Consider the following 21375-nt stretch of genomic DNA (forward strand, 5'->3'; position numbering starts at 1 on the left):
CCTCTCGGCTCACTCGCCGCGGTACAGCTCGCGCTTGTCGATGTAGCGCACGACTCCGTCCGGCACCATGTACCAGATCGGGTCGCCCTTGGCGACTCTCGCACGGCAGTCTGTGGAGGAGATGGCCAGCGCGGGAACCTCGACGAGCGAGACGCCGCCCTCCGGAAGTCCGGGGTCCGTCAGGTGGTGGCCGGGACGGGTGACCCCGATGAAGTGCGCGAGGGAGAACAGCTCCTCGCTGTCGCGCCAGGTCAGGAGCTGGGCGAGTGCGTCGGCACCGGTGATGAAGAACAGGTCGGTGTCGGGGTTGAGCGCACGCAGGTCGCGCAGGGTGTCCACGGTGTAGGTGGGGCCGCCCCGGTCGATGTCGATGCGGCTCACCGAGAACTGCGGGTTCTCGGCGGTCGCGATGACCGTCATCAGATAGCGGTCCTCCGCCGGTGAGACCTTGCGGTGGGTCTTCTGCCAGGGCTGGCCGGTGGGGACGAACACCACCTCGTCCAGGTGGAACTGCGCGGCGACCTCGCTGGCCGCCACGAGGTGCCCGTGGTGGATCGGGTCGAACGTTCCGCCCATGACGCCGAGACGGCGCTTGCTCGTGTCCACCGGGCGGCTGCCCGGCCCGCGCTCGGAGGCCTTCACCGTGTCGTTCACCGTGCCGTTCGCCGGACCGGTAGGCATGTCCTGCTCTCCCATGCGTGCAGACCCTACCGGCCCGGCCCACGAGACCCGCCCGTCAGACCCTGGAGAAAGGACCTGGGAAGGGGCGCCCGGGCTCAGCGGTCGCGGTTGAAGCGGGTGGTGATCCACAGCAGGAGCAGCAGGACGATGAACGCGCCGCCGCCGGTGACAAGGGGGTTGAGGCTGTCGTGGTTGCCGCCTCCCTCGCCCTCGGCGAGGGTGACCAACTGGGCTGCGGTGCTGTGGAAGCTCATCTTCGGCAGGACCTATCCGGTGTGGGCGGGATAAAGATGTCGGCTCATCGTAAGCGGGCGGCCCTGCGCCCATCGCGCCGACTCCGCCGTTGGGGACGAGCGGGGAACGATCCCGGCGGCTCAGTCGTCCTTCTGTTTGTACCCGCGCAACAGGAACCAGCCGGTCAGGGCACAGCCGACGAACATCACGATCAGTACGACCCGGAGCAGATTCCCCGCCCCTTGCTGCTGGGCGGCGCTCGCGGCCTCGGTCAGCCAGGCGGCTGCGGGGTGGTGCTCCATGACGTGGACTCCTTCGGCTGTACTGCCCGTCCACGTTAGCTCCGCCTAGGCTGGGTCCTGCCTCGGGGCACATTGGACACACACGCATGGGGGAAGACATGTCCGACGTCGGGCACGAGAACGGCAACAACAACGTGCCGAGCAGGCAGCGCAGGCGCTTCCCGGGGATCTCCTCCCGTGCGTACGAGCACCCGGCCGACCGCTCCGCGCTGGTGGCACTGCGGAAGCTGAGCGGCTTCGACACCGTCTTCAAGGCGCTCAGCGGGCTGCTGCCGGAGCGAAGCCTGCGGCTGCTGTTCCTGTCGGACTCGGTGCGCGTCTCGGACCAGCAGTTCTCACACCTGAACGACATGCTGCGGGACGCCTGTTACATCCTGGACCTGGAGAAGGTCCCGCCGATGTATGTCACGCAGGACCCGCAGCCGAACGCGATGTGCATCGGCCTGGACGAGCCGATCATCGTCGTCACCACGGGGCTCGTCGAGCTGCTCGACGAGGAGGAGATGCGGGCGGTGGTCGGCCACGAGGTGGGGCACGCGCTGTCCGGACACGCGGTGTACCGCACGATCCTGCTGTTCCTGACGAACCTCGCGCTCAGGATCGCCTGGATACCGCTGGGCAACCTCGCGATCATGGCGATCGTGACGGCGTTGCGGGAGTGGTTCCGCAAGTCGGAGTTGTCCGCCGACCGGGCGGGCCTCCTCGTCGGCCAGGACCTGCAGGCCTCGATGCGCGGCCTGATGAAGATCGCGGGCGGGAACCACCTGCACGAGATGAACGTGGACGCGTTCCTGCAGCAGGCCGAGGAGTACGAGTCGGGGGGCGACCTGCGCGACTCAGTGCTGAAGATCCTGAACGTGCTGCCCCGCTCCCACCCCTTCACCGCGGTGCGCGCGGCCGAGCTGAAGAAGTGGTCCGAGACCCGGGACTACCAGCGGATCATGGACGGGCACTACGCGCGGCGCAGCGAGGACAAGGACACCTCGGTCAGCGACTCGTTCCGGGAGTCGGCGGCGAGCTACGCCAGTGACGTGAAGAGCTCCAAGGACCCGCTGATGAAGCTGGTCACCGACCTCGCGGGCGGGGCCGGGGGCCTGGGTGGCCGGGTGCGGCGGGGCTTCGAGGGCTTCACGAGCGCACCATCGGCGAATGACCAGGAACCGAGGGACCAGAGCCCGAAGGACCAGAACCCGAAGGACCAGGGCCCGACGGACACGGCCCCGGACAGCGACGACTGACGTCCCACTCCGCCGATGTCGTCACGGCGTCGGCTCAGCCCCGGCGGCCAGCGTTCCGCACAGGGCGGTGGCGCTGCCCGTGGCGTAGGGGTCGGTGCCCGCGGGGCCGCCCGCCTTGGCTGTCTGGCCGGCCAGGAGCGGGTGGAGGTGGTTGGTGGAGTCCTCGGCGCAGGACAGGGGACCCGCCTGCACATAGGAGGCGACCAGCTGGGTCTGGTGCGTGCGCAGGTCGTCGCGGTCGAAGCGGAACGTCAGCTCGCGGCGGACGGTGAACAGGGACACGAGCGCCTTGTCGCCGGCGCCGGTCGGCCGGAGCGCGTACACGAAGGTGTGGTCCGCGGTGACCTCAAGGGTGGCGGAGTCGGTCTCGGCGGCCAGCAGCGAGCCCTGGACACGGATCTTGTCGTCGGCCAGCTGCGCGCGCGTGGGGTCGAAGCGGACCAGCCATCCGGTGGGCGCGTGCCGGCCGTCCGCGGCGGGGTGTTCGAAACTCTGGTCGAACTGGTCGATCTGGTCGGGGTCGACCAGGACCCGGGCGGGGCGGACCTGGCTGCCGTTGAGCACCTCGGGGTAGAGCGAGGAGTGGACGATGTAGTCCTTCGCCGTGCTCAGAGCGGCCACGACGTCGCTGTCCGAGAAGTGGGCGGTGCGCCGGGAGGCGGGCAGCGGTACCCCCTCGGCGCCGACGGCGAACTGTGCGGCGGGGCTGTGTGCGTACAGGAACTCGGCGTCGGCCGAGCCGGGTACCTTGCCCTGTGGGGAGAGCGGGATGACGGTCATCCGCAGGGGTTGGACGGGCTGGCGGGCCTGCGGTGAGCTGTACGGGTGACGTACGCCCATGTAGACCGCGGTGCCGAAGGCGACGGCGATCAGCATGACGAGGATCAGTGCCTGCCGGGTCAGCCCCCGGTGCAGGGCAGGGCGGCGGCGTACGGCGGGTGCGTGATCGGCCATGCGCTCCTGCGCGGAGTACTCCTGGAGGCGCGCAGCACGAACGAACGACTCGTCGAAGACGACGGATCGGTACTCGTCCTCTCCACCCACGGGACCGCCCTCGGGTGTCCCCTCAGGTGGGTCTCCAGGCCCGCCCATACTTTCAGAGTAGGTCTCGGGAGGCTCAGGTAAACGCCCTGGTACACGACAAGTTCTGACAGGTTCTCACCAGAAGCGCGACAGGCCGCTCAGGGAGAACGCGGGATCGCCGAGACGGCCGGCGCGGCGGAGTCGGCGGAAACGGAGGGAGCCGCCGCACTGCCCTGTTCCAGGCCGGTCGAGGCGGGCGGCGGGACCTGGTCCCGGCTGCCCGAGGAGCCGCCCCTGTAGACGGCCGCGAAGGCCAGCGCGACCATGCCGACGCCCATCACGAGGGCGAGCAGCCAGGCGACCGGGCGGTGCCAGCGGAGCTGTCTGCCGTACGCCCCTGGGCCGCCGTGGCGGTCGTCGAGGTCTTCGGTGTCGTCCAGGTCGTCGAGGTCCCGGTCACGGCCGAACCCGTGCCCGTCGGGGCCGTACCCGTCGTCGAAGCGTTCGCCTCTGCCGTGGGCCCGGCGCGCCTCGGCCTCGGAGGCCTCGGCTCTGGCCTGCGCCGCGGCCAGGAGGCGTTCGACGGCGGTCGGCTCGTGCACCACGGCCGCCCGTACGAAGGCCTCGTCGAAAACCACGGAGGCGAACTCTTCGTCCGACACCCCGTGGTCGTGGTCGTCGTCGGGCTCCCAGCCGTCCGGGAACGGCGTGCCCCCCACGTCCTCCGGCACGGATCCAGAGTAGTCCTGGGGGGTCAATTTGGGCAGACGGTATGGAAATTCATCCGTCTGGTGAGACGCCTCTCACGCGCCCGGAGGGCGCGGCCGTCAGCGCCGGATGTGGCCGTCGCCGGTCACGATGTACTTCGTGCTGGTCAGCTCCGGCAGGCCCATCGGGCCGCGGGCGTGCAGCTTCTGGGTGGAGATGCCGATCTCCGCGCCGAAGCCGAACTGGCCGCCGTCGGTGAAGCGGGTGGACGCGTTCACCGCCACCGTCGTGGAGTCGACCAGCTGGGTGAAGCGGCGGGCGGCCTGCTGCGAGGTGGTGACGATCGCCTCGGTGTGGCCGGAGGTCCACAGCCGGATGTGCTCGACGGCCTTGTCGAGGGAGTCGACGACGGCGGCGGCGATGTCGTAGGAGAGGTACTCGGTGTCCCAGTCCTCCGGCGTGGCCTCGACGACGGTCGCCTTGGAGTCCTTGGCGTACGCCAGCACGCGCGGGTCGGCGTGCACGGTCACCCCGGCCTCGGCGAGGGCGTCCAGGGCGCGCGGCAGGAACTCGGCGGCGATGTCCTGGTGGACCAGGAGGGTCTCGGCGGCGTTGCAGACGCTGACCCGCTGGGCCTTGGAGTTGATCAGGATCTCGACGGCCATGTCGATGTCGGCCTGGGCGTCGACGTAGACGTGGCAGTTGCCGGTGCCGGTCTCGATGACCGGGACGGTGGACTCGGAGACGACGGTCTGGATCAGCGAGGCGCCGCCGCGCGGGATCAGCACGTCGACCAGGCCGCGGGCGCGCATCAGCTCGCGGACACTCTCGCGGCTCTCGCCGGGCACCAGCTGCACGGCGTCGGCGGGCAGCCCGGCGCCGCCCACGGCGTCGCGGATCACCCGGACGAGGGCGGCGTTCGACTCGTAGGCGGAGGCCGAGCCGCGCAGCAGGACGGCGTTGCCGGACTTCAGGCACAGGGCGGCGGCGTCGACGGTGACGTTGGGGCGGGCCTCGTAGATGATGCCGACGACGCCGAGCGGGACACGGACCTGGCGCAGGTCGATGCCGTTGGGGAGGGTCGAGCCGCGGACGACCTCGCCGACGGGGTCGGGCAGCCCCGCGACGTCCCGCACGTCGGAGGCGATGGCGCGGACCCGCTCGGGCGTGAGGGTGAGCCGGTCGACGATGGCCTCGCTGGTGCCGGCCTCACGGGCCTTGGCGATGTCCTTGGCGTTGGCCTCGACGATCTCGCTCGTACGGACCTCCAGGGCGTCCGCGATGGCGAGCAGCGCGTCGTCCTTCACGGCGCGCGGCAGCGGCGCGAGGTCGGCGGCGGCGGCCTTGGCGCGGTAGGCGGCCTGGGTGACCGGGGACATGGCGTCGTACGGCGAGAGCGTGGTCATGAGGGAAGGGTAGTGCGCCGACCAGGGGCGTCCAGCGCTCATCCCATACCGCGAGACGGGGTCAAAAGGGGTGAACCCCCACCGGGGTCGCGGGCGGCGGACCGTAGCCCTCGGCGACGCGCTGGTGGTAGGTCTCGCGGTCGATGACCTCCAGGCCGACGATCTCCCAGGCGGGGAGCCCCGCGGTCTGGCGGTGCTCGCCCCACAGGCGGAGCGCGACGGCGGCGGCGTCGTGGAGGTCGCGGGCCTCCTCCCAGTAGCGGATCTCCGCGTGGTCGTTGGCGTACCGGCTGGTCAGCAGGAAGGGGTGGTCGTGGGCGAGTTGTTCCAGGGCGCGCCGCAGGTCCTTGAGGGGGACTTCCTTACCGGAGACGCTGAGGGTGACATGCCACAGGCGCGGCAGGTCCTTGGGCTCCTCGTAGGTGTCCCCGGCCGCGACGCTCGTCAGAGCACCACGGGACGCCGCCGCCCCAGGGCGCACTCGTCTCACGACGGCCTCCTTCACGCAGCGACTCGGGAACGTGTTCCTGAGAGAAAGTTGAGCAGGCCGCACGGCTCCGCGGGGCGGTTTTACGCAACGTCCCCCACCGGGGGCGGTCGTTACGCCCCGGTTTACGGGTGCACGATCACCAGGTCGTCCCTGTGTACGACCTCGCGTTCGTACGCCGGGCCCAGCTCTCGCGCCAGCTCCCGCGTCGAACGGCCGATCAGCTGGGGGATCTCCTTGGCGTCGAAGTTGACGAGCCCGCGGGCCACCGCGCGCCCCTCCGCGTCACGCAGCTCGACCGGGTCGCCGGCGCTGAACTCGCCCTCGACGGTGGCGATCCCGGCCGGCAGCAGCGACTTGCGGCCCTTCACGACCGCGCGCACCGCGCCGTCGTCCAGGGTCAGCGCCCCCTGCGGGGTGGAGGCGTGCTGCAGCCACAGCAGCCTGCCGCCGGAGCGCTTGCCGGTGGGGTGGAAGTAGGTGCCGGTGTCGCCGCCGGAGAGCGCGTCGGCCGCGTGGACCGCGCTGGTGAGCACCACGGGGATGCCCGCGGCGGCGGCGATGCGGGCGGCCTCGACCTTGGTGACCATGCCGCCGGTGCCGACGCCGGCCTTGCCGGCGCTGCCGATCTCGACGTGCGCGAGGTCCTCGGGACCCCGTACGTCCGCTATCCGCGAGGTGCCCGGCCTGCTGGGGTCGCCGTCGTAGACACCGTCCACATCGGACAGGAGCACCAGCAGGTCGGCGTGGACGAGGTGGGCGACGAGGGCGGCGAGGCGGTCGTTGTCGCCGAAGCGGATCTCGTCCGTGGCAACGGTGTCGTTCTCGTTGACGATCGGGAAGGCGCCCATCGCGAGCAGCTTGTCGAGGGTGCGGGAGGCGTTGCGGTGGTGGGCGCGGCGGCTCATGTCGTCCGAGGTGAGCAGGACTTGGCCGACGCGGACGCCGTAGCGCGCGAAGGAGGCGGTGTAGCGGGCCACGAGCAGGCCCTGGCCGACGCTGGCGGCCGCCTGCTGGCGGGCCAGGTCCTTGGGGCGGCGGCGCAGGCCCAGCGGGGCGAGGCCGGCGGCGATGGCACCGGAGGAGACCAGGACGATCTCCTTCTCTCCCCCGCTGCGGCTCTTGGCGAGGACGTCGACGAGCGCGTCGACACGGTCGGCGTCGAGGCCACCCGACGCGGTGGTCAGCGAGGAGGAGCCGACCTTGACGACAATCCTGCGGGCCTCGCCCACGGCCTGCCTTGCCCTTGCCACTTACGGTCCGTCCCCTCGCGTCACGATACGGCTGCCCGCCTGGCAATCTACGCGAACAGGACCGCGTCCCGCGCATCGGTCCACGCTCCGGACAGACGTCAGCGTGATCAGTTGCTCACGCTTCGCGTACGGCAAAAAGGTTGCGCTGGTTGCTTATAGAAATTAAAGACTGTCCAAACTTAATTTGAAGTTTGTGTCATCTAACGTTCGGCGCGTGAAGCGCATACTCCTCAGGTCGGGGAAGAGTCCCTACGATGCCGTCTCCATCGAGGAGGCCCTGCATCGGGACGTCATCGCCACCAACTCCGGCAACCTGATCTTCAGCGACGCCGCGCACAAGATCCTTGAGACTCCGGGCACCGAGGTGGTCTCCAACGGGATCGCCACGGATGTGGCGGCGGCGGCCCGGATCAACGAGGAGTACGACGCCTTCGTCGTGCCGCTCGCCAACGCGTTCCGGCCCTCCTTCGAGAGCGGGCTGAAGCGGCTGACCCGGCTCATCGACAGGCTGAGGATCCCGGTGGTGGTGCTGGGGGTCGGCGCCCAGACCGGGGTGAGCTACAACCCGGAACGGCTGAAGCGGATCGAGCCCACCGTGCGGGAGTTCGTCTCGGCGGTGCTGGACCGCAGCGCGTCCATCGGGGTGCGGGGCGAGTTCACCGAGAAGTACCTGAAGGACATGGGGTTCCGGGACGTCGAGGTCATCGGCTGCCCGTCCCTGTTCATGTACGGCCGTCGCCTCGACGTGCACAAGCGGGCGGTGGCGCTGACCGCGGAGTCCCGGATCGCGATCAACGGCTCGCACAGCGCGGTGAGGTCGCAGGGCCTGGACCGGATCATCGCCCGCGCCCACGAGCGCTATCCGCACCTGCGCTTCGTCGGCCAGAACCTCAGCGACGCGCGGCAGCTGCACTGGCGGGACCTGTCGGACCCGAACGCCCAGGTGACCGCGATGCCGACGCATCCCGACCACCCGATGTACCGGGAGGACAAGGTCCGCGTCTACGTCGATCCGGTCACCTGGATCGACGACCTGCGCCCCTTCGACTTCTCCTTCGGCTCCCGCATCCACGGCAACATCGCGGCGCTGCTCGCCGGCACGCCGGCGACGGTGCTGTGCGGGGACTCGCGGACGCTGGAGCTGTGCCGGTACTTCGACATCCCGCACCGGCGGCTCGACACGGCGGCCAAGGACCCGGCGGCGGCGGATCCGGCGCGGCTGTACGAGGAGGCCGACTTCACCGGGCTGATGGGCGGCCACGTGGAGCGCTTCGAGCGGTTCACCGCGTTCCTGGACAAGAACGGGCTGGAGAACACCTTCACCCACGGGGACGGCGGCTCGGCGTTCGAGGAGCGGATGCGGGCGCTGACCTTCCCGGCGGGGGTCCGCCCCTGGAACGACGCGGACCTCGCCTCGCTCACCTCGCGCTTCGGCTGGCTGCACAGCCGTGTCGACGAACTCACCCTCGACAACGACAAGTTGAGGCGCGAGCTGGCGCGGTCGTCCCGGGCCGGCTCCAAGGCCGCCAAGGTCGCCAAGGTGACCGCCGCGGCACCTGCGACCTCGGTCTACCGCCGGGCCCGACGGGCGGTGGGCAGGCCGATCCGGCGGGCGTTGCAGTCGGGACGGTAGCCGCACCCCGGCTCACGCCCCGGCCGACATCTCGGCTCACACCTCGGCCTGCACCCGGCCTGCACCCCGGACACAGCGCGAGCCCGGTTCCCGGCGGAGCCGGGCTCGGCGCCTGTCGGCCGTCAGGCCGCCGCCGCTCCGATGCCGCCCGTCGGCAGGGACCGCCGTATCTTCCGCAGCGCGCGGCGGAAGAAGGAGTTGGCGGCCGCTTCGCGGTAGCCCTCGAAGGCGCGGGCCTCGCGGGGTTCCGCGAGGTAGAGGGAGTCGGGGAGGCCGGCCTCGCGGGAGCGGAAGTGGGGGTAGACGAGGTAGAGCCGGGTGCCGCGCTTCTCCAGGACGGCGGCGGCCTGCTTCTTCGTCTTGACGAACTCCACGACGTCCTTGAGGAGTTCGGGGCGCCCCATGGCCACCAGGTGGAGGCGCAGGCGCTCGTGCACGCGGAGCCGGCGGGCGACCTCCGGGGTCCAGTAGGCGTCCATCAGCGGCCTGGCCAGCTCAAACTTGTGCCGCCGGACCTCCTCGCTGTCCTTGAGGTACTTCGGGCCGAACTGCGGCAGCAGGGTGATCAGGAAGGGCCGGACCATGAGCGTGTCGCGCTGGGGACCCGCGGGCACCATCTCGGCGATCAGGTTCATCAGGGCCCGCGCGGAGTCGAAGCGGAGCGTGTAGCTGCCGCTCTTCGTGACGTGCTTGCCGTCCTCGCGGCCCACCAGGTAGTAGCAGGTGTAGTCGGCGAGTACGGAGACCCCGTCGGCCCGCAGATACGCCTCCATCGTGAACAGCGCGTCCTCGCCGGTCCACAGGGACTCGTCGAAGCGCATGCCGTTGCGTTCGAGGAGCTCACGGCGGAAGAGCTTCTGGGCGCTCAGCGTGAACTTGATGTTGGAGGAGTAGACGTCGGTACGGCCCAGCGTCTTGCCCCACATCGACTTGGGCGGTGTGCGGTTGATCCCCTCGACGCGGCCCAGGACCACGTCGGTGCCGTTCTTGTCGGCCATGGCGACCATGCGCTCCAGCGCCTCGGGGCCGAGCCGGTCGTCGGCGTCGAGGAAGAACACGTACCGCCCGGCCGCCTTGCCGAGGCCGACGTTGCGCGGGCCGCTGGGGCCGCCGGAGTTCTCCTGCCGGATCACGGTGACCGGCATGGAAACGCGGGCCGCGAACTCCTCCAGGCACTCCCCCGTGCCGTCGGTCGAGCCGTCATCGACCGCGATGACCTCTACTCGGGCCGGGTCCAGGGTCTGGGCCTCCACGGACGCCAGGCACTCGACCAGGTACGGCATCGCTTCGTACGCCCCGATGATCACAGTCACATCAGGCTGCGTCACGACGGTCACGTTTCCCCCTTGTCAATGGAACATTTCCCCCGTTTCAGCTCAATCGCAAACAGTTAGACGGACACCGGTGGGAAGCGGTTGCCTCGTCAGGGGCATTGAGTGACGCAGGTCACAGGAAGAGGTGACCTACACGGGGCACAGCGGGCCGCACCGGACAGTACGGAGTCGCGGTAAGAGTTGCTCAGGGGCAGTACTCAGGGGCAGTAAGAACCGGGCAAGCGGACGGCCCCCGAGGAGTGCTCCTCGGGGGCCGTTCCCTGTGTCCTGGCGGGGCGGTCAGCCGGTGGTCACGCTGTCCGTGTCACCCGCGGACGACCGCCGCTGTCCCGGCAGCACGTTCGCCAGTTCGGCGCCGCCCTCGCCGTCTGCAGCGGCACGGGCCGCCTGGCCCACGTTGCGGGTCTCGGCCTTGAGGGCGAGGTCCGCCACCGCGGTGTTGAACTGGTCGATGGACTTCGGCTCGTCCGGGCCCAGCAGATACTGCTTGAGTTCCCTGCGGTCCTCGGCCAGCGGGTCGGCCGAGGGGTCGCGGACCGCGTCCAGCAGACCGCCCAGCTCGCTCGCGCTGTTCGACAGGATCACCGCGGCGCGCACGGCCGTGTTCTGCCGCTTGAACTCCTCCACGCCGAGGTCGGCGGAGTCCGTGACGGCGTACGGCTTGCCGCTCGCGATGAAGTCGGAGACCACGGACGAGATGTCGGAGACCATCGCGTCGGAGACGTTGAAGCAGTCGTACAGACGCGGCTCGGCACCGGTGATGACGCGGTGCTCGTGGCTGGGGAACGAGCGCCAGTAGGCGGCGTTCCACTCGCCGCGCAGCCGGGCGATCTCCTCGTGCTTCTTGACGTCGACCAGGCCGTCACGGGTGGCCTCGGCCTCGTCGCCCTTGTCGCCGCCGGAGCCGGACAGCTCGGCGATGCGGGCCTCGATGCGGGTCAGCTCGGCCTTGGCCTGCGTCTGGGCGGCCGTGTCGACGGTGAAGCGGGAGTCGGCGGCGCGCTCGGCGGCGGCCTTCTCGACCAGGGCGGCGATGCGCTTGTGCGCGGCCCCGGCCTCGGCGCTGACGGTGCCGGTGAAGGGATGGGGCTTGTACAGGACACGGACCGGCGGGTCGGCCTTGATCAGCTTCTTCACGATGTTCTCACCGGCGAGCACGACCGAGGTGTTGCCGGGGTTGCCGTCCCAGCCCTCCCAGGTCGGCGCGTACAGCACGGTGGGTATGCGCCCCTCCGGCACGCCCTGCCAGGTCTGGATCGGGGCCAGCTGCGGGCGGCCGACCTCGGCGATGTCGTCGTCCCGGACGCCGACGTCGGCGATGGCGTAGCGGTCGCGGCCCGCCCGGCCCGCGGTCCACACCTCGTCGTACACCTTGCTGAACGGGTTGACGCTGGCCAGCTTGTCGCTGTCGCCGTGGCCGATGAAGACGTGCTTCATGGTCGGGACGCGCAGCAAGTGGATGTTCTTGCCGACGTTCGCGGCGTAGAGGGCGACCCGCACGTTGGACAGGTCCAGGTTCATCAGGTGCACGCCTCCGGGCACGCAGATGACGGGGACCGTGGTCGGGGCCAGGTTGTTCAGGATGACGCGTTCGCGAAGGATGATCAGCGGCCGGGTCTCCAGCTGCTCCATCGTCTCCAGCCACATGTTGACCTGGTACGCGGAGTCCCTGGAGCCGGAGAAGTAGAGCACCGTCTCCGGCTTGTAGGCGGCCAGCCAGTCGTCGACGGCGACCAGCACCTTCTCGGCCTTCGGCGGGGTCTTCCTGCCGCGGACGTACGGCATGAGCGCGAGGACGTAGAGGCAGCCCAGGGCGATGGTGATGCCGATCCCGACGAAGCCGGCGACGGCCGAGTCCGCGACCGCCGAGACCAGCAGGCCGGCGACGGCCGCGAGGTCGAGGTGGAGCATCTTCTCCGCGGAGCGGTGCAGCAGACGGCGCGGCGGGGCGTCCGGGATCCGGATGCGGGACTTCAGGTCGACGTTGCGGGTGGCGACCGGCATCCGGCGGCGGTTGCGGATCAGGGTGACCAGCGCGCCGTGCGGGGCCTGGAGGCCGTAGAACGCGATGAAACAGGCGATGGCGCCGTAGAAGATCAGATTGTCCGAGAGGGACAGCCGGGCCAGCAGCAGGATCAGCAGCAGCTGCCGGATCAGGAAGCGGATCGACAGACCGGCCCGCACCTTGCTGAGGCGGTTGATCAGGTAGCTGCCCTTGCGGTGCAGATAGTGGTCCGCCAGGTACGTCACGGCGGCCGCTGCCGCGAAGGCGTAGACGCTCGGAACGAGCGCGGCCAGCATGAGGGCGGGGAAGCCCAGCATCACGAGGGCCGCAGCGGCCAGCTCGGCCGCGCTGCCCACCCGGGCGACGCGAATAGCGGTGGATATCAAAGGATAACCTTGCTGACAAAAAGGCCGGAATGTGACCTTGCGGACAATTTGCTGAAGATGCGGACGATCTGTGAGCTTTACAGATTCAGGCCTCTGTGAATGCTCCGCGAACGCGCAGCCACAGAGGCCTGAATTACAGATGCCTATTTGATGTTGATTATGCCACGCCGTCCTGACGGTCCAGGACGCTGGCCAGCGCCTGCTCGAAGCCGGAGGCCTGGCCGGCCGACGCCGTCGGGTCCTGCTGGCGGACGTCGATGACATGACCGGTCAGCTCGGACAGCAGCACGTCGAGCGAGGTGCGGGCGACGGCCTCGGAGGAGAGCAGGGTGCCCGAGGGCTCCTGGCCGAACGCCTTGGTGCGCATCGGGGTGGCGGTGCGCTCCGGGTTGATGCAGTTGACGCGGATGCCGTCGCCTGCCCACTCGTCGGACAGGGCCTGAGTGAGGTTCACCATGGCGGCCTTGGTGGAGGAGTAGAGGCTGTACTCGGCGCGGCCGCGGGTGTAGCTGCTGGAGGTGTAGAGGAGCAGCTGGCCCTTGGTCTCGGCCAGGTACTTGTACGAGGAGCGGGCGATCTGCACCGGGGCCAGGTAGTTGACCTTCAGCGCCTCCTCGATGGTGGCGTTGTCGGTCTCGGCGAGCTTGCCGATGCGCAGCACGCCCGCGGTGTTGACGACGTAGTCGATCCGGCCGGTCTCCGCGTACGCCTTGGACAGCGCGTCGTCGACCTCCTCCGGGTTCTCCACGTGGGTGCCGGTGGTGGAGCGGCCCAGCGCGTACACGGAGGCACCGTAGGACTCGGCGAGTTCGGCGATGTCCTTGCCGATGCCGTACGAGCCGCCGAAGATCACGACGGTCTTGCCGGTGAGGAGCTCGCGGTAGGCCTCCTCGCCGTTCTGCTCCGGGGCCGCCGTGGAGGCGAGCTGGAAGAGCTTGTCGGCGATGAAGACGTCGACCGGTTGGGTCACCTTCATGTTGTACTCGTCGCCCGCGACGACGTGGATCGGCACGTCCGGCAGGTACTTGAGCACGACGGAGCAGTCGTCCGTGGCCTGGAAGTTGGGGTCACCGGCCGCCACCTCGTAGGCCCGCTTGATCGTGGAAAGCTTGAAGGCCTGCGGCGTCTGGCCGCGGCGCAGCCGGGAGCGGTCCGGGATCTCGGTGATGAACTCGCCGTCCTCGCCGTGCGTGCGCGTCACGATGATGGTGTCGGCGGACGGGATGGCGACGTCGACCGCCTGGAAGCGCTGCAGCGCGACGACACAGTCGTCGATGACGCGCCGCGACAGCAGGGGGCGTACGGCGTCGTGGAAGAGGACGTTGATGTCCTCGCCCTCGGCCAGGCCCTCACCGAGGGCCGCGATGGCGCGCTCGGTGGTCTCGTTCCGGGTCGAGCCACCCTCGATGATCTTCTTGACCTTGGTGAACCCGGCCTTGGCGACGATCTTCTCGATGTCCGGCACGTAGCCCGGCGCCATCAGCACGATGACGTCGTCGATCGACTCGGCGTTCTCGAAGGTGGTCAGGGTGTGCTCGATGACTGCCTTGCCGGCGATCTTCAGCAACTGCTTGGGGATCGACAGACCCACGCGCTGACCGGTTCCACCGGCCAGGATCACTGCGGTGGTACGGGGCTTGGCTATGTGCTGGGACACAGATGACCTACCTTGGGGCGTCAGGGAACTTCGAAATGGTCCCACTTCGGGTTACCGCAGTGCAAGGTGAGCGCCCTTCGCTGCATATGTGCCCGCAACCTCTCATTCACCTTGCACTCCTGGTGATGGCCCCCGTCCTCACGGGGCTCCGGAACTCCCCGTGAATTTGCTGTGAGTAAGTCCACTCTCAGCGGCGCCGGAGGCGCTTGAGACAACGGTGGCCGAGCACCCGGACGAGTTCCTTCGACGACGTCTGGTGCACCGTACGGGCCGGAACCGGGCCGGCGGGCACGGAGGCGGCCGCGGCGAGCACCCCGTACAGCGCCTGTGCCGCCGCCTCGGGGGAGATCCGGGCCGCGGCGGAATCCGGCTCCGGCCGCTCCGGCTGCTCCCCGCGCTCCGACCGCTCCGGCCGCTCCGGCCGCTCCGGTACTGCGGACAGCAGCGAGGGATCACCGAGGACGCGTACGCCCATCGCCGCGATACGCTCCGCCGTCTCGGCGCCGATCGCGGCGGCGGCCTCGACGGCCCACCGGGGCGTGGCGATCTTCACGTCCCGCGGGGTGGGGCTGCACGCGTTCTTCATATGCATGACCGCGCCGTTGCGGACGAGCTTGGAATAGAGCTCCTCGGGCAGTCCATTGCCCCGGAATTCCACATTAAGATTCCGCAGCATTTCGGTCTCGGCGAGGGTAAGGGAGCGATTCGCGGTGTCCGGAACCGGCTGCAGGAGATTCCCGGGCAGTCCGAGCAGCGCCTCGAAGGTGCGCATCAGAGCGTCCCGGTCGCGGTCGTCGACCACGACGACGGTGACCCGCTCCGGGCCGACCGCCCGGGCCCAGCGCTCGACCAGCCGGTCGTGTCGGTGCCGGTGCCAGAAGCTGGGGTTGGGCTTCTCGTACGGGGCCTTGCGGAGCATGTGCTCCAGCCAGTCCTCATAACCCATGCGCAGCCCGTTCTGCACGTACTGCTGCCACTGCGAGGGCATGATCCTCGCCAGCGGGCGCAGCGTGACCAGCACGTGCACGCGTTCACCCCCGAGCTGCTCGACGATCCGCGCGGCGGTCGCGTCGTCCGGGGCGTCGGCGAAGAACTCGCTGCTGATCACCGAGGTGCACCTGCCGGTGTCCTGGACCTGGCGCAGCAGCCGCGTCCAGTGTTTGTCGGTGGGCGCGGTGTCGCCCATCATCGCGGGCCGGGCGCAGGCGGCCAGCGCGGCCTCCATCGGGTGCCTGCTGTGCGCCGGGAACTCGACGCCGTACTCGGGCATCGTCTCCTTCGCGGCGAACAGCGCGCCCTGGATGGCGGTGGTCCCGGTCTTGTGCGGGCCGATGTGCAGCAGCCGGGTACCGGGCGGCAGTGCGGCGGGGGCGTTTCTCGTACAGTCGTTCTCCATGGTCAACGGACGGTAAGAGACTTACCTGAGACTTACCTGAGATCGCCCTGGGACTGCTGTGAGTCTGTTGAGTCCCAGGGCGCTCCCGGAGACCGTCGGACCGGGTTCACGCCGGTCAGACCAGGTTCACGCCCGGTTCGTCCGACTCCACCCGCAGCCGCGCCAGCGTGCTCGCGGTCGCCTGCGGCCCGACCACCGTGTCCACGACACGGACCTGCGCGTCGATGCCGTCACGGCGGATGTCGAAGAGGTGGTAGCCACGGTGGGCGTCGATCACCTTCCAGTGCGGGTTGTCCGCCTTCAGCGGGTCCCACTGGGCGTGGAAGGCGGCCTGGTCCTGGTCACCGTTGCTGGAGATGGAGGTGCCGACGAACTCGGCGCCGACGACGTCGGAGTCCGGGTCGGCGAAGTCCCGCTTCAGGTCACTGATCATCGTCAGGTGCCGGTCGCCGCTGAGCACGACCGGGTTGCGGATGGTCCGGAACTCCTCCAGGAGCGCGTTGCGTTCGCTCTGGTAGCCGTCCCAGGCGTCGTAGTACCAGAGCTTGCCCTCGCCGGGCAGCAGGTCGGTCTCGGCCATCATGATCTGCGAGGCGATCAGGTTCCAGCGGGTCGGGGAGTCGTGCAACCCGTCGAGGAGCCACTCCTTCTGGCCGGCGCCGAGCATCGTCATGGACGGGTCCTGGGCGCCGGCCTGGCTGGTGGCCTGGTCGCTGCGGAACTGCCGGGTGTCCAGCACGTTCAGCCGGGCCAGGCGGCCGAAGTCGAAGCGGCGGTACATCTGGATGTGCGGGCCGTCCGGGATCGCGGTGGCACGGACCGGCATGTGCTCGTAGTACGCCTGGAAGGCCGCCGTCAGCCGGGCCACGAACGCGTCGTGCGACTGCTTGTCGGGGTCCTGCGGGATCTCGCCGGCCCAGTCGTTGTCGACCTCGTGGTCGTCGAAGGTGACCACCCAGGGAGCGTTCGCGTGCATCGCGGCGAGGTCGGGGTCGGTGCGGTACTGGGCGTAGCGGTTGCGGTACTGGACGAGGGTGTACGGCTCGTCGCTGCCCTCGTGCCTGCGTACTCCCGTCGAGGCAGGCTTGGACTCGTAGATGTAGTCGCCGACGAAGAGCACGAAGTCGGGGTCCTGGGCGAGCATGTCGGCGTACGGGGTGAAGTAGCCGTGCTGCCAGTTCTGGCAGGAGGCGAGCGCGACGCGCAGGGATCCGCCCCTGCTGTGCGGGTGGGGCGCGGTGCGGGTGCGGCCGGTGGGCGAGATCTGGCCGGCGGTGCGGAAGCGGTACCAGTAGGTGCGGGCCGGGTGCAGGCCCCGTACGTCCACGTGAACGCTGTGCCCGTACTCGGGTCTGGCCTCGGCGACGCCCCGGCGCACGGTCTTTCTGCAGCGCTCGTCCTCGGCGATCTCCCACTCCACCGGCACCACGGCGTCGGGCATGCCTCCGCCGTTGAGGGGGTCGGGGGCGAGCCGGGTCCAGAGCACGATGCCGTCCGGCAGCGGGTCGCCGGAGGCCACACCAAGGCTGAACACCCCGTCAGGCAACGGGGTTTCGGCCGCGTGTGCGGTGGTCGGCAACCAGAGCTGGGCGGAGGCCGCGACGCCTAAGACGGCGGCACCGGCGGTCAGAAAGCGGCGTCGGTCGGGCGACCCCGGCCCGGTCGCTCGTGTCATCGGTGAACTCCTTTGCCTCGCTGGCCTCATGGACATTCGGAAGCTCCCCCGGCGGGACGGTCCACCCGTTGAACGCGAGCCTTCGCATACATGACAAGTTGGAAGACAACAGGAGACCCGTTGCGCACCGGAAAACCCCGGTGCCACAACGGGTCTGACGGTATATCGGATCGCGGCGCGGACTCAGTAGGCGAATCCGGAGCCGAGCCGCGCGTCCGTCCCGTCGGTGCCGAGCACGGCGGAGCCGAAGGCGGTCGTGCCGTTGGGGGACACCACGGTGGCCGTACTGGAGCGGAAGGACCACACGAAGCCGGAGCCGGAGTTCTCCCCCGGCGCGCCGACGGCGATGTCGGCGATTCCGTCGGTGTCGGCGGCCGTGAGGTGCCCCTGGGCGCCGAGCCCGTCACCGGCGCTGCGGCCGGTGGCCAGGGAGGAGGCGCCCGACAGTCCACGGGGGCCGCCCCAGACGACCTCCAGACAGCCGGAGTCGGTGCCCCCGGAGGCCGTGTCCTCGCCACCGACGCCGACGATCAGGTCGGTGTACCCGTCCCGGTCGAGGTCGGCGGTGGTGAGCGCGCTGCCGAACCGGTCGCCCTTCTCGGCGGTGCCGGGCACGCCCGCGGTGTTCTGGCTGAACACCTTCCTGCCCGTGGTGCTCAGACCGTGCGCCGTGCCGTACAGCACCGCCACGTATCCGGCCTCGGTCCTGCCGCCGACGGTGCCCGAGGGCGCGCCGACCGCCAGGTCCGCGTAACCGTCACCGTTGAAGTCCGCCCGGAGCTTCGCCGTGGCCGGCCCGGCGTCCGCCGCCGCGTGCGCCGCGGGCAGCGCTGCCACGCCGGTCACGGCGAGCACGACGACGAGACCGGTGCGCCATGCCCCTCTGCGCCTGCTCATCTCATTCCCTCCCCTGATGGTGGTACGCCGTCCCTGGTGGTGGTACGTCGTGTCAGTCACCCAGCGAGGCACCGAACCGGGCCTTGGCCGCGGGCAGGCCCACCTTGGCCGCGCCGAACGAGGTGGAGCCGCTCGCGGTGATCCCGCCGGACGTGGCGGAGAAGACCCACACGGAGCCGTTGTCCGCGTTCTCGGCCGGGTCGCCGACGACCAGGCCGTCCTTCTTGTCGCCGTTGGCGTCGAGCAGCGCGGTCTGCGTGCCGAACTGGTCGGCCTTCTCGGCGGCCCCGGGCACCCCGGCGGTGTCCTGGCTGAACGACTTGGCACCGGTGCCGGTCAACCCGTTGGCGCTGCCTCGCAGCACCAGAACACTGCCCGCGTCGGTGATCCCGTCGAAGTCCTCGCCCGGCAGCCCGGTCACCACGTCGAGGTAGCCGTCGCCGTTGGTGTCGCCGATCGACAGCGCCGAGCCCATGCCGTCGTGGTACTCGCCCACGCCCGGCACCCCCGGGGTGTCCTGGTTGATCCACACCGGCTTGCGGGTGGTGGACAGGCCGGCCGGGCCGCCGTAGACGACGCCCAGCGCGCCGCCCTTGGTGGGCAGTTCGACGTCGCTGTCCATCCCGTCGAAGGCGTGCCCGACGACGATGTCGCCGTAGCCGTCCTTGTTGAGGTCGCCGATCGCGATGTCCTCGCCGCCGATGCTGCGGTTCGTGGTGTCCCTCAGCCAGCCCGCCCGGGTGAGGCCGTTCGCGCCGCCCAGCAGCAGGGCGGTCGCGCGGGAGTCGGACTCCTCGGTGCTGTGGGCGCCGATGGCGATGTCGTCGATGCCGTCGCCGTTCACGTCACCGGCCGCGATCATGTTGGCGGCTTCCAGGCCCTCCGGGGCGTAGACGAACCGGTCGGACCCGGCCGCGGAACCGGCGCGGGTGAAGGGGCCGTGCAGCACCGTGCCGCCGTTCCCGTCCTGGGCGCCGTACGCCTCGCCCAGCGTCACCACGTCCGGGTGCTTGTCGCCGTCGACGTCCCCGACGGTGAAGCCGCTCGTCCAGGCCGCCTCCGGCAGCTTCAGCAGCTGCGTCCGCGTGCTCGACAGGCCCTTGGGGCCGCCCCAGTTGACGGTGACGGTGGGGGTCGGGCTGCCGCCGGCGGGTGTCCAGCGGACGTACGACAGCAGGTCCGCGTAGCCGTCGCCGTCGAGGTCGGCGCTCTGCAGACCGCTGCCGTACCCCGACACGGGGGACGCGCTGGTCTCCTTCGAGGCGTCCAGGACCTGCTTGCGTGTGAGGGACAGGCCGCTGGAGGAGCCGTAGAGCACGCTGACGGCACCGGTGCTGGTTCCGGTGGACTTCGTGGCCGGGGCGCCGACGGCCAGGTCGGGGTAGCCGTCGCCGTTGAAGTCGTCGTGCAGGTGCTTGCTGCTGGGGGTGGTCGCCGTGGTGGCGCTGACGACCGGGACCACCAGGGCGCCGGCGACGAGCGCGATACCGGTGGCGATCGCGAGTCTGCCGCCACGGGTGAGGCGGGAACGGCGGTGCGGGTGAGTGGACATGACAGTTCTTTCCTGACGCAAAAGTGTGATCAACGGGCGAAGTCGTCGCCGAGGTTGGCTTCGGTCGCGACCGTGCCGAGCGTGCGCGCCCCGAAGGTCACGGAACCGGCGGCCGTCGGCCCTGTGCCGGTGGACCTGAAGGCCCACACGGCGCCGTCGCCCCTGTTCTCGCCCGCGCCGCCGACGTACAGCTCGGCCCGGCCGTCATGGTTGGTGTCGACCAACGCGGGCGTGCCGAAGAAGTCGTTCTGCTCCGCGGTGCCGGGGACGTTCGGCGTGTTCTGGTTGAAGGACACGGCACCGGTGCCGGTCAGCCCGGACGCGCTGCCCCGGAGCACGGTCACCGCGCCCGCGTCGGCGACGTCACCGACGTTCTCGCCCCCGGCCCCGGTGGCGACGTCCGCGTACCCGTCGCGGTTGGTGTCGGCGACCGAGATACCCCCGCCGAAGCCGTCGCCCCACTCGGTGACGCCCGGTACTCCCGGAGTGTTCTGGGTGACGAGCGCCGTACGGGAGGTGTCGGGACCCGTGGCCGAGCCGTACACGACACCGATCTGACCGCCCTCCAGCAGCGGGTCGTCGATCGTTTCCGGGCCGTCGCCGTCGAGGGTCCGGCCGATGACGAGGTCGTTGTGCCCGTCCTTGTCCACATCGCCGATGCCGAGGCTCTCGCCGCCGCGCAGGATCTTTCCGTCGGCGTTCTTCAGCGTCACGGGCGTGCCGAGGCCCCGCGCCCCGCCCTCCAGGTACTGCACGCGGCGGTGGTACATGTCCGGGTTGGTGAAGTCGTAGTCGGTGTCGTCCTTGACCAGCGCGACCAGGTCGTCGTCACCGTCACCGTCGATGTCCCCCGCGGCGAGGCCGGCCGTCAGGTAGGCGGTGCCGTCCAGACGCAGGCCGGTGGTGCTCGCGGCGCCCGTCGTCCTGTCGAAGGGGCCGTGCAACACGCGGTCGGGGGTCGCGATGTCGAGGTGGCCGTCGGCGTCGAAGTCGCCGATCGCGGTGCCGGTGTCGAGGCGGTCGGCGGCCGTGCCGGTCGCGATGCCGGTGCCGCCGGACAGGCCCCGCGGTCCGCCCCAGACCACGGCGAGGGTGCCGGCGTCGGTGACGTCGCCGACGTCCTCACCGGACGAGCCGACCACCAGGTCCGTGTAGCCGTCGCCGTTCAGATCGCCGGCGGCGACGCTCGCGCCGTAGCGGTCGTTGTACTCGGCGGCGCCGGGGATGCCCGCGGTGTCCTGGCTGATGACCTGCTTGTGCCTGGTGTCGAGCCCGTTCGCGGAGCCGTAGACGACGGCCACGTACCCGGCGCGGGCGTGGCCGCTCACCTTGGCGATGGGAGCGGTGACGGCGACGTCCGCGTAGCCGTCGCCGTTGAAGTCGGCCTGTGGCTTCGCCACGGCGGGAGGGGAGTCGGCGGCGTGCACGGCCTGCGGGGCGGTGACGGCCGCGACGGCGGCGATGGCCGCCGCGAGCCCCAAAGCGCGGCCGGACCTGCGCTTGCTCAT

Annotated in this window: 18 protein-coding genes; 2 read left to right on the forward strand and 16 right to left on the reverse strand. The window is 70.2% G+C overall.

The genetic code is table 11. The annotated features are described in order from the left end of the window. Nucleotides 1-9: 9 nt before the first annotated feature. The 3 genes from nadD to ACIPSA_RS04020 form a co-directional block, all read right to left on the reverse strand. On the reverse strand, nucleotides 10-696 hold the full coding sequence (gene nadD / locus ACIPSA_RS04010) for a nicotinate-nucleotide adenylyltransferase (protein ID WP_402628454.1): 687 nt from the start codon (nucleotides 694-696) through the stop codon (nucleotides 10-12). 80 nt (nucleotides 697-776) lie between these two features. Continuing rightward, nucleotides 777-935 carry a hypothetical protein gene (locus ACIPSA_RS04015; RefSeq protein ID WP_402628456.1) on the reverse strand — a complete coding sequence of 53 codons (159 nt, stop codon included), beginning with the start codon at nucleotides 933-935 and terminating at the stop codon, nucleotides 777-779. A 120-nt stretch (nucleotides 936-1055) separates the two neighbouring features. Continuing rightward, entirely contained in the window at nucleotides 1056-1217 is a 162-nt protein-coding gene (locus ACIPSA_RS04020; protein WP_402628457.1) for a hypothetical protein, read from the reverse strand. Nucleotides 1218-1315: 98 nt separating this feature from the next. On the opposite strand from ACIPSA_RS04020, the gene ACIPSA_RS04025 reads away from it, so the two are divergent. Further along, the gene (locus ACIPSA_RS04025) at nucleotides 1316-2455 is read left to right on the forward strand and encodes a M48 family metallopeptidase (RefSeq protein ID WP_402628459.1); all 1140 of its coding nucleotides are present in this window, start codon (nucleotides 1316-1318) and stop codon (nucleotides 2453-2455) included. A gap of 21 nt (nucleotides 2456-2476) precedes the next feature. On the opposite strand, the gene ACIPSA_RS04030 is transcribed toward ACIPSA_RS04025, so the two are convergent. The 5 genes from ACIPSA_RS04030 to proB form a co-directional block, all read right to left on the reverse strand. Further along, nucleotides 2477-3547, reverse strand: coding sequence for a hypothetical protein (locus ACIPSA_RS04030; RefSeq protein WP_402628461.1), 1071 nt, complete (start codon nucleotides 3545-3547; stop codon nucleotides 2477-2479). A gap of 89 nt (nucleotides 3548-3636) precedes the next feature. Beyond that, a complete protein-coding gene (locus tag ACIPSA_RS04035; protein WP_402628463.1) occupies nucleotides 3637-4236 on the reverse strand; it encodes a hypothetical protein in 600 nt (199 codons plus the stop codon). A gap of 69 nt (nucleotides 4237-4305) precedes the next feature. Next, nucleotides 4306-5592: a glutamate-5-semialdehyde dehydrogenase gene (locus ACIPSA_RS04040; RefSeq protein ID WP_402628465.1), complete on the reverse strand. Its 1287-nt coding sequence runs from the start codon at nucleotides 5590-5592 to the stop codon at nucleotides 4306-4308. A 61-nt stretch (nucleotides 5593-5653) separates the two neighbouring features. Next, nucleotides 5654-6082 carry a hypothetical protein gene (locus ACIPSA_RS04045; RefSeq protein ID WP_402628467.1) on the reverse strand — a complete coding sequence of 143 codons (429 nt, stop codon included), beginning with the start codon at nucleotides 6080-6082 and terminating at the stop codon, nucleotides 5654-5656. A 122-nt stretch (nucleotides 6083-6204) separates the two neighbouring features. Next, nucleotides 6205-7332, reverse strand: coding sequence for a glutamate 5-kinase (gene proB / locus ACIPSA_RS04050; protein WP_402628468.1), 1128 nt, complete (start codon nucleotides 7330-7332; stop codon nucleotides 6205-6207). Nucleotides 7333-7546: 214 nt separating this feature from the next. On the opposite strand from proB, the gene ACIPSA_RS04055 reads away from it, so the two are divergent. Then, nucleotides 7547-8965, forward strand: a complete 1419-nt coding sequence (locus ACIPSA_RS04055; RefSeq protein ID WP_402628470.1) for a polysaccharide pyruvyl transferase family protein — start codon at nucleotides 7547-7549, stop codon at nucleotides 8963-8965. A gap of 122 nt (nucleotides 8966-9087) precedes the next feature. On the opposite strand, the gene ACIPSA_RS04060 is transcribed toward ACIPSA_RS04055, so the two are convergent. From ACIPSA_RS04060 to ACIPSA_RS04095, 8 genes are all read right to left on the reverse strand, one after another. After that, a complete protein-coding gene (locus ACIPSA_RS04060) occupies nucleotides 9088-10248 on the reverse strand; it encodes a glycosyltransferase family 2 protein (RefSeq protein WP_402629471.1) in 1161 nt (386 codons plus the stop codon). A 330-nt stretch (nucleotides 10249-10578) separates the two neighbouring features. Further along, nucleotides 10579-12690, reverse strand: a complete 2112-nt coding sequence (locus tag ACIPSA_RS04065) for a hypothetical protein (RefSeq protein ID WP_402628472.1) — start codon at nucleotides 12688-12690, stop codon at nucleotides 10579-10581. Nucleotides 12691-12847: 157 nt separating this feature from the next. Beyond that, nucleotides 12848-14347, reverse strand: coding sequence for an SDR family NAD(P)-dependent oxidoreductase (locus tag ACIPSA_RS04070; RefSeq protein WP_402628473.1), 1500 nt, complete (start codon nucleotides 14345-14347; stop codon nucleotides 12848-12850). 187 nt (nucleotides 14348-14534) lie between these two features. Further along, nucleotides 14535-15743, reverse strand: coding sequence for a hypothetical protein (locus ACIPSA_RS04075; RefSeq protein WP_402628474.1), 1209 nt, complete (start codon nucleotides 15741-15743; stop codon nucleotides 14535-14537). A gap of 115 nt (nucleotides 15744-15858) precedes the next feature. Then, nucleotides 15859-17418 carry an alkaline phosphatase D family protein gene (locus ACIPSA_RS04080; protein ID WP_402628475.1) on the reverse strand — a complete coding sequence of 520 codons (1560 nt, stop codon included), beginning with the start codon at nucleotides 17416-17418 and terminating at the stop codon, nucleotides 15859-15861. Nucleotides 17419-17601: 183 nt separating this feature from the next. Then, the gene (locus tag ACIPSA_RS04085) at nucleotides 17602-18315 is read right to left on the reverse strand and encodes an FG-GAP repeat protein (protein ID WP_402628477.1); all 714 of its coding nucleotides are present in this window, start codon (nucleotides 18313-18315) and stop codon (nucleotides 17602-17604) included. Between the two features lie 52 nt (nucleotides 18316-18367). Next, the gene (locus ACIPSA_RS04090) at nucleotides 18368-19867 is read right to left on the reverse strand and encodes an FG-GAP-like repeat-containing protein (RefSeq protein WP_402628479.1); all 1500 of its coding nucleotides are present in this window, start codon (nucleotides 19865-19867) and stop codon (nucleotides 18368-18370) included. 29 nt (nucleotides 19868-19896) lie between these two features. Continuing rightward, the gene (locus ACIPSA_RS04095) at nucleotides 19897-21375 is read right to left on the reverse strand and encodes an FG-GAP-like repeat-containing protein (RefSeq protein ID WP_402628481.1); all 1479 of its coding nucleotides are present in this window, start codon (nucleotides 21373-21375) and stop codon (nucleotides 19897-19899) included.

This window comes from Streptomyces sp. NPDC086549, from assembly GCF_044746205.1.
Classification (GTDB): domain Bacteria; phylum Actinomycetota; class Actinomycetes; order Streptomycetales; family Streptomycetaceae; genus Streptomyces.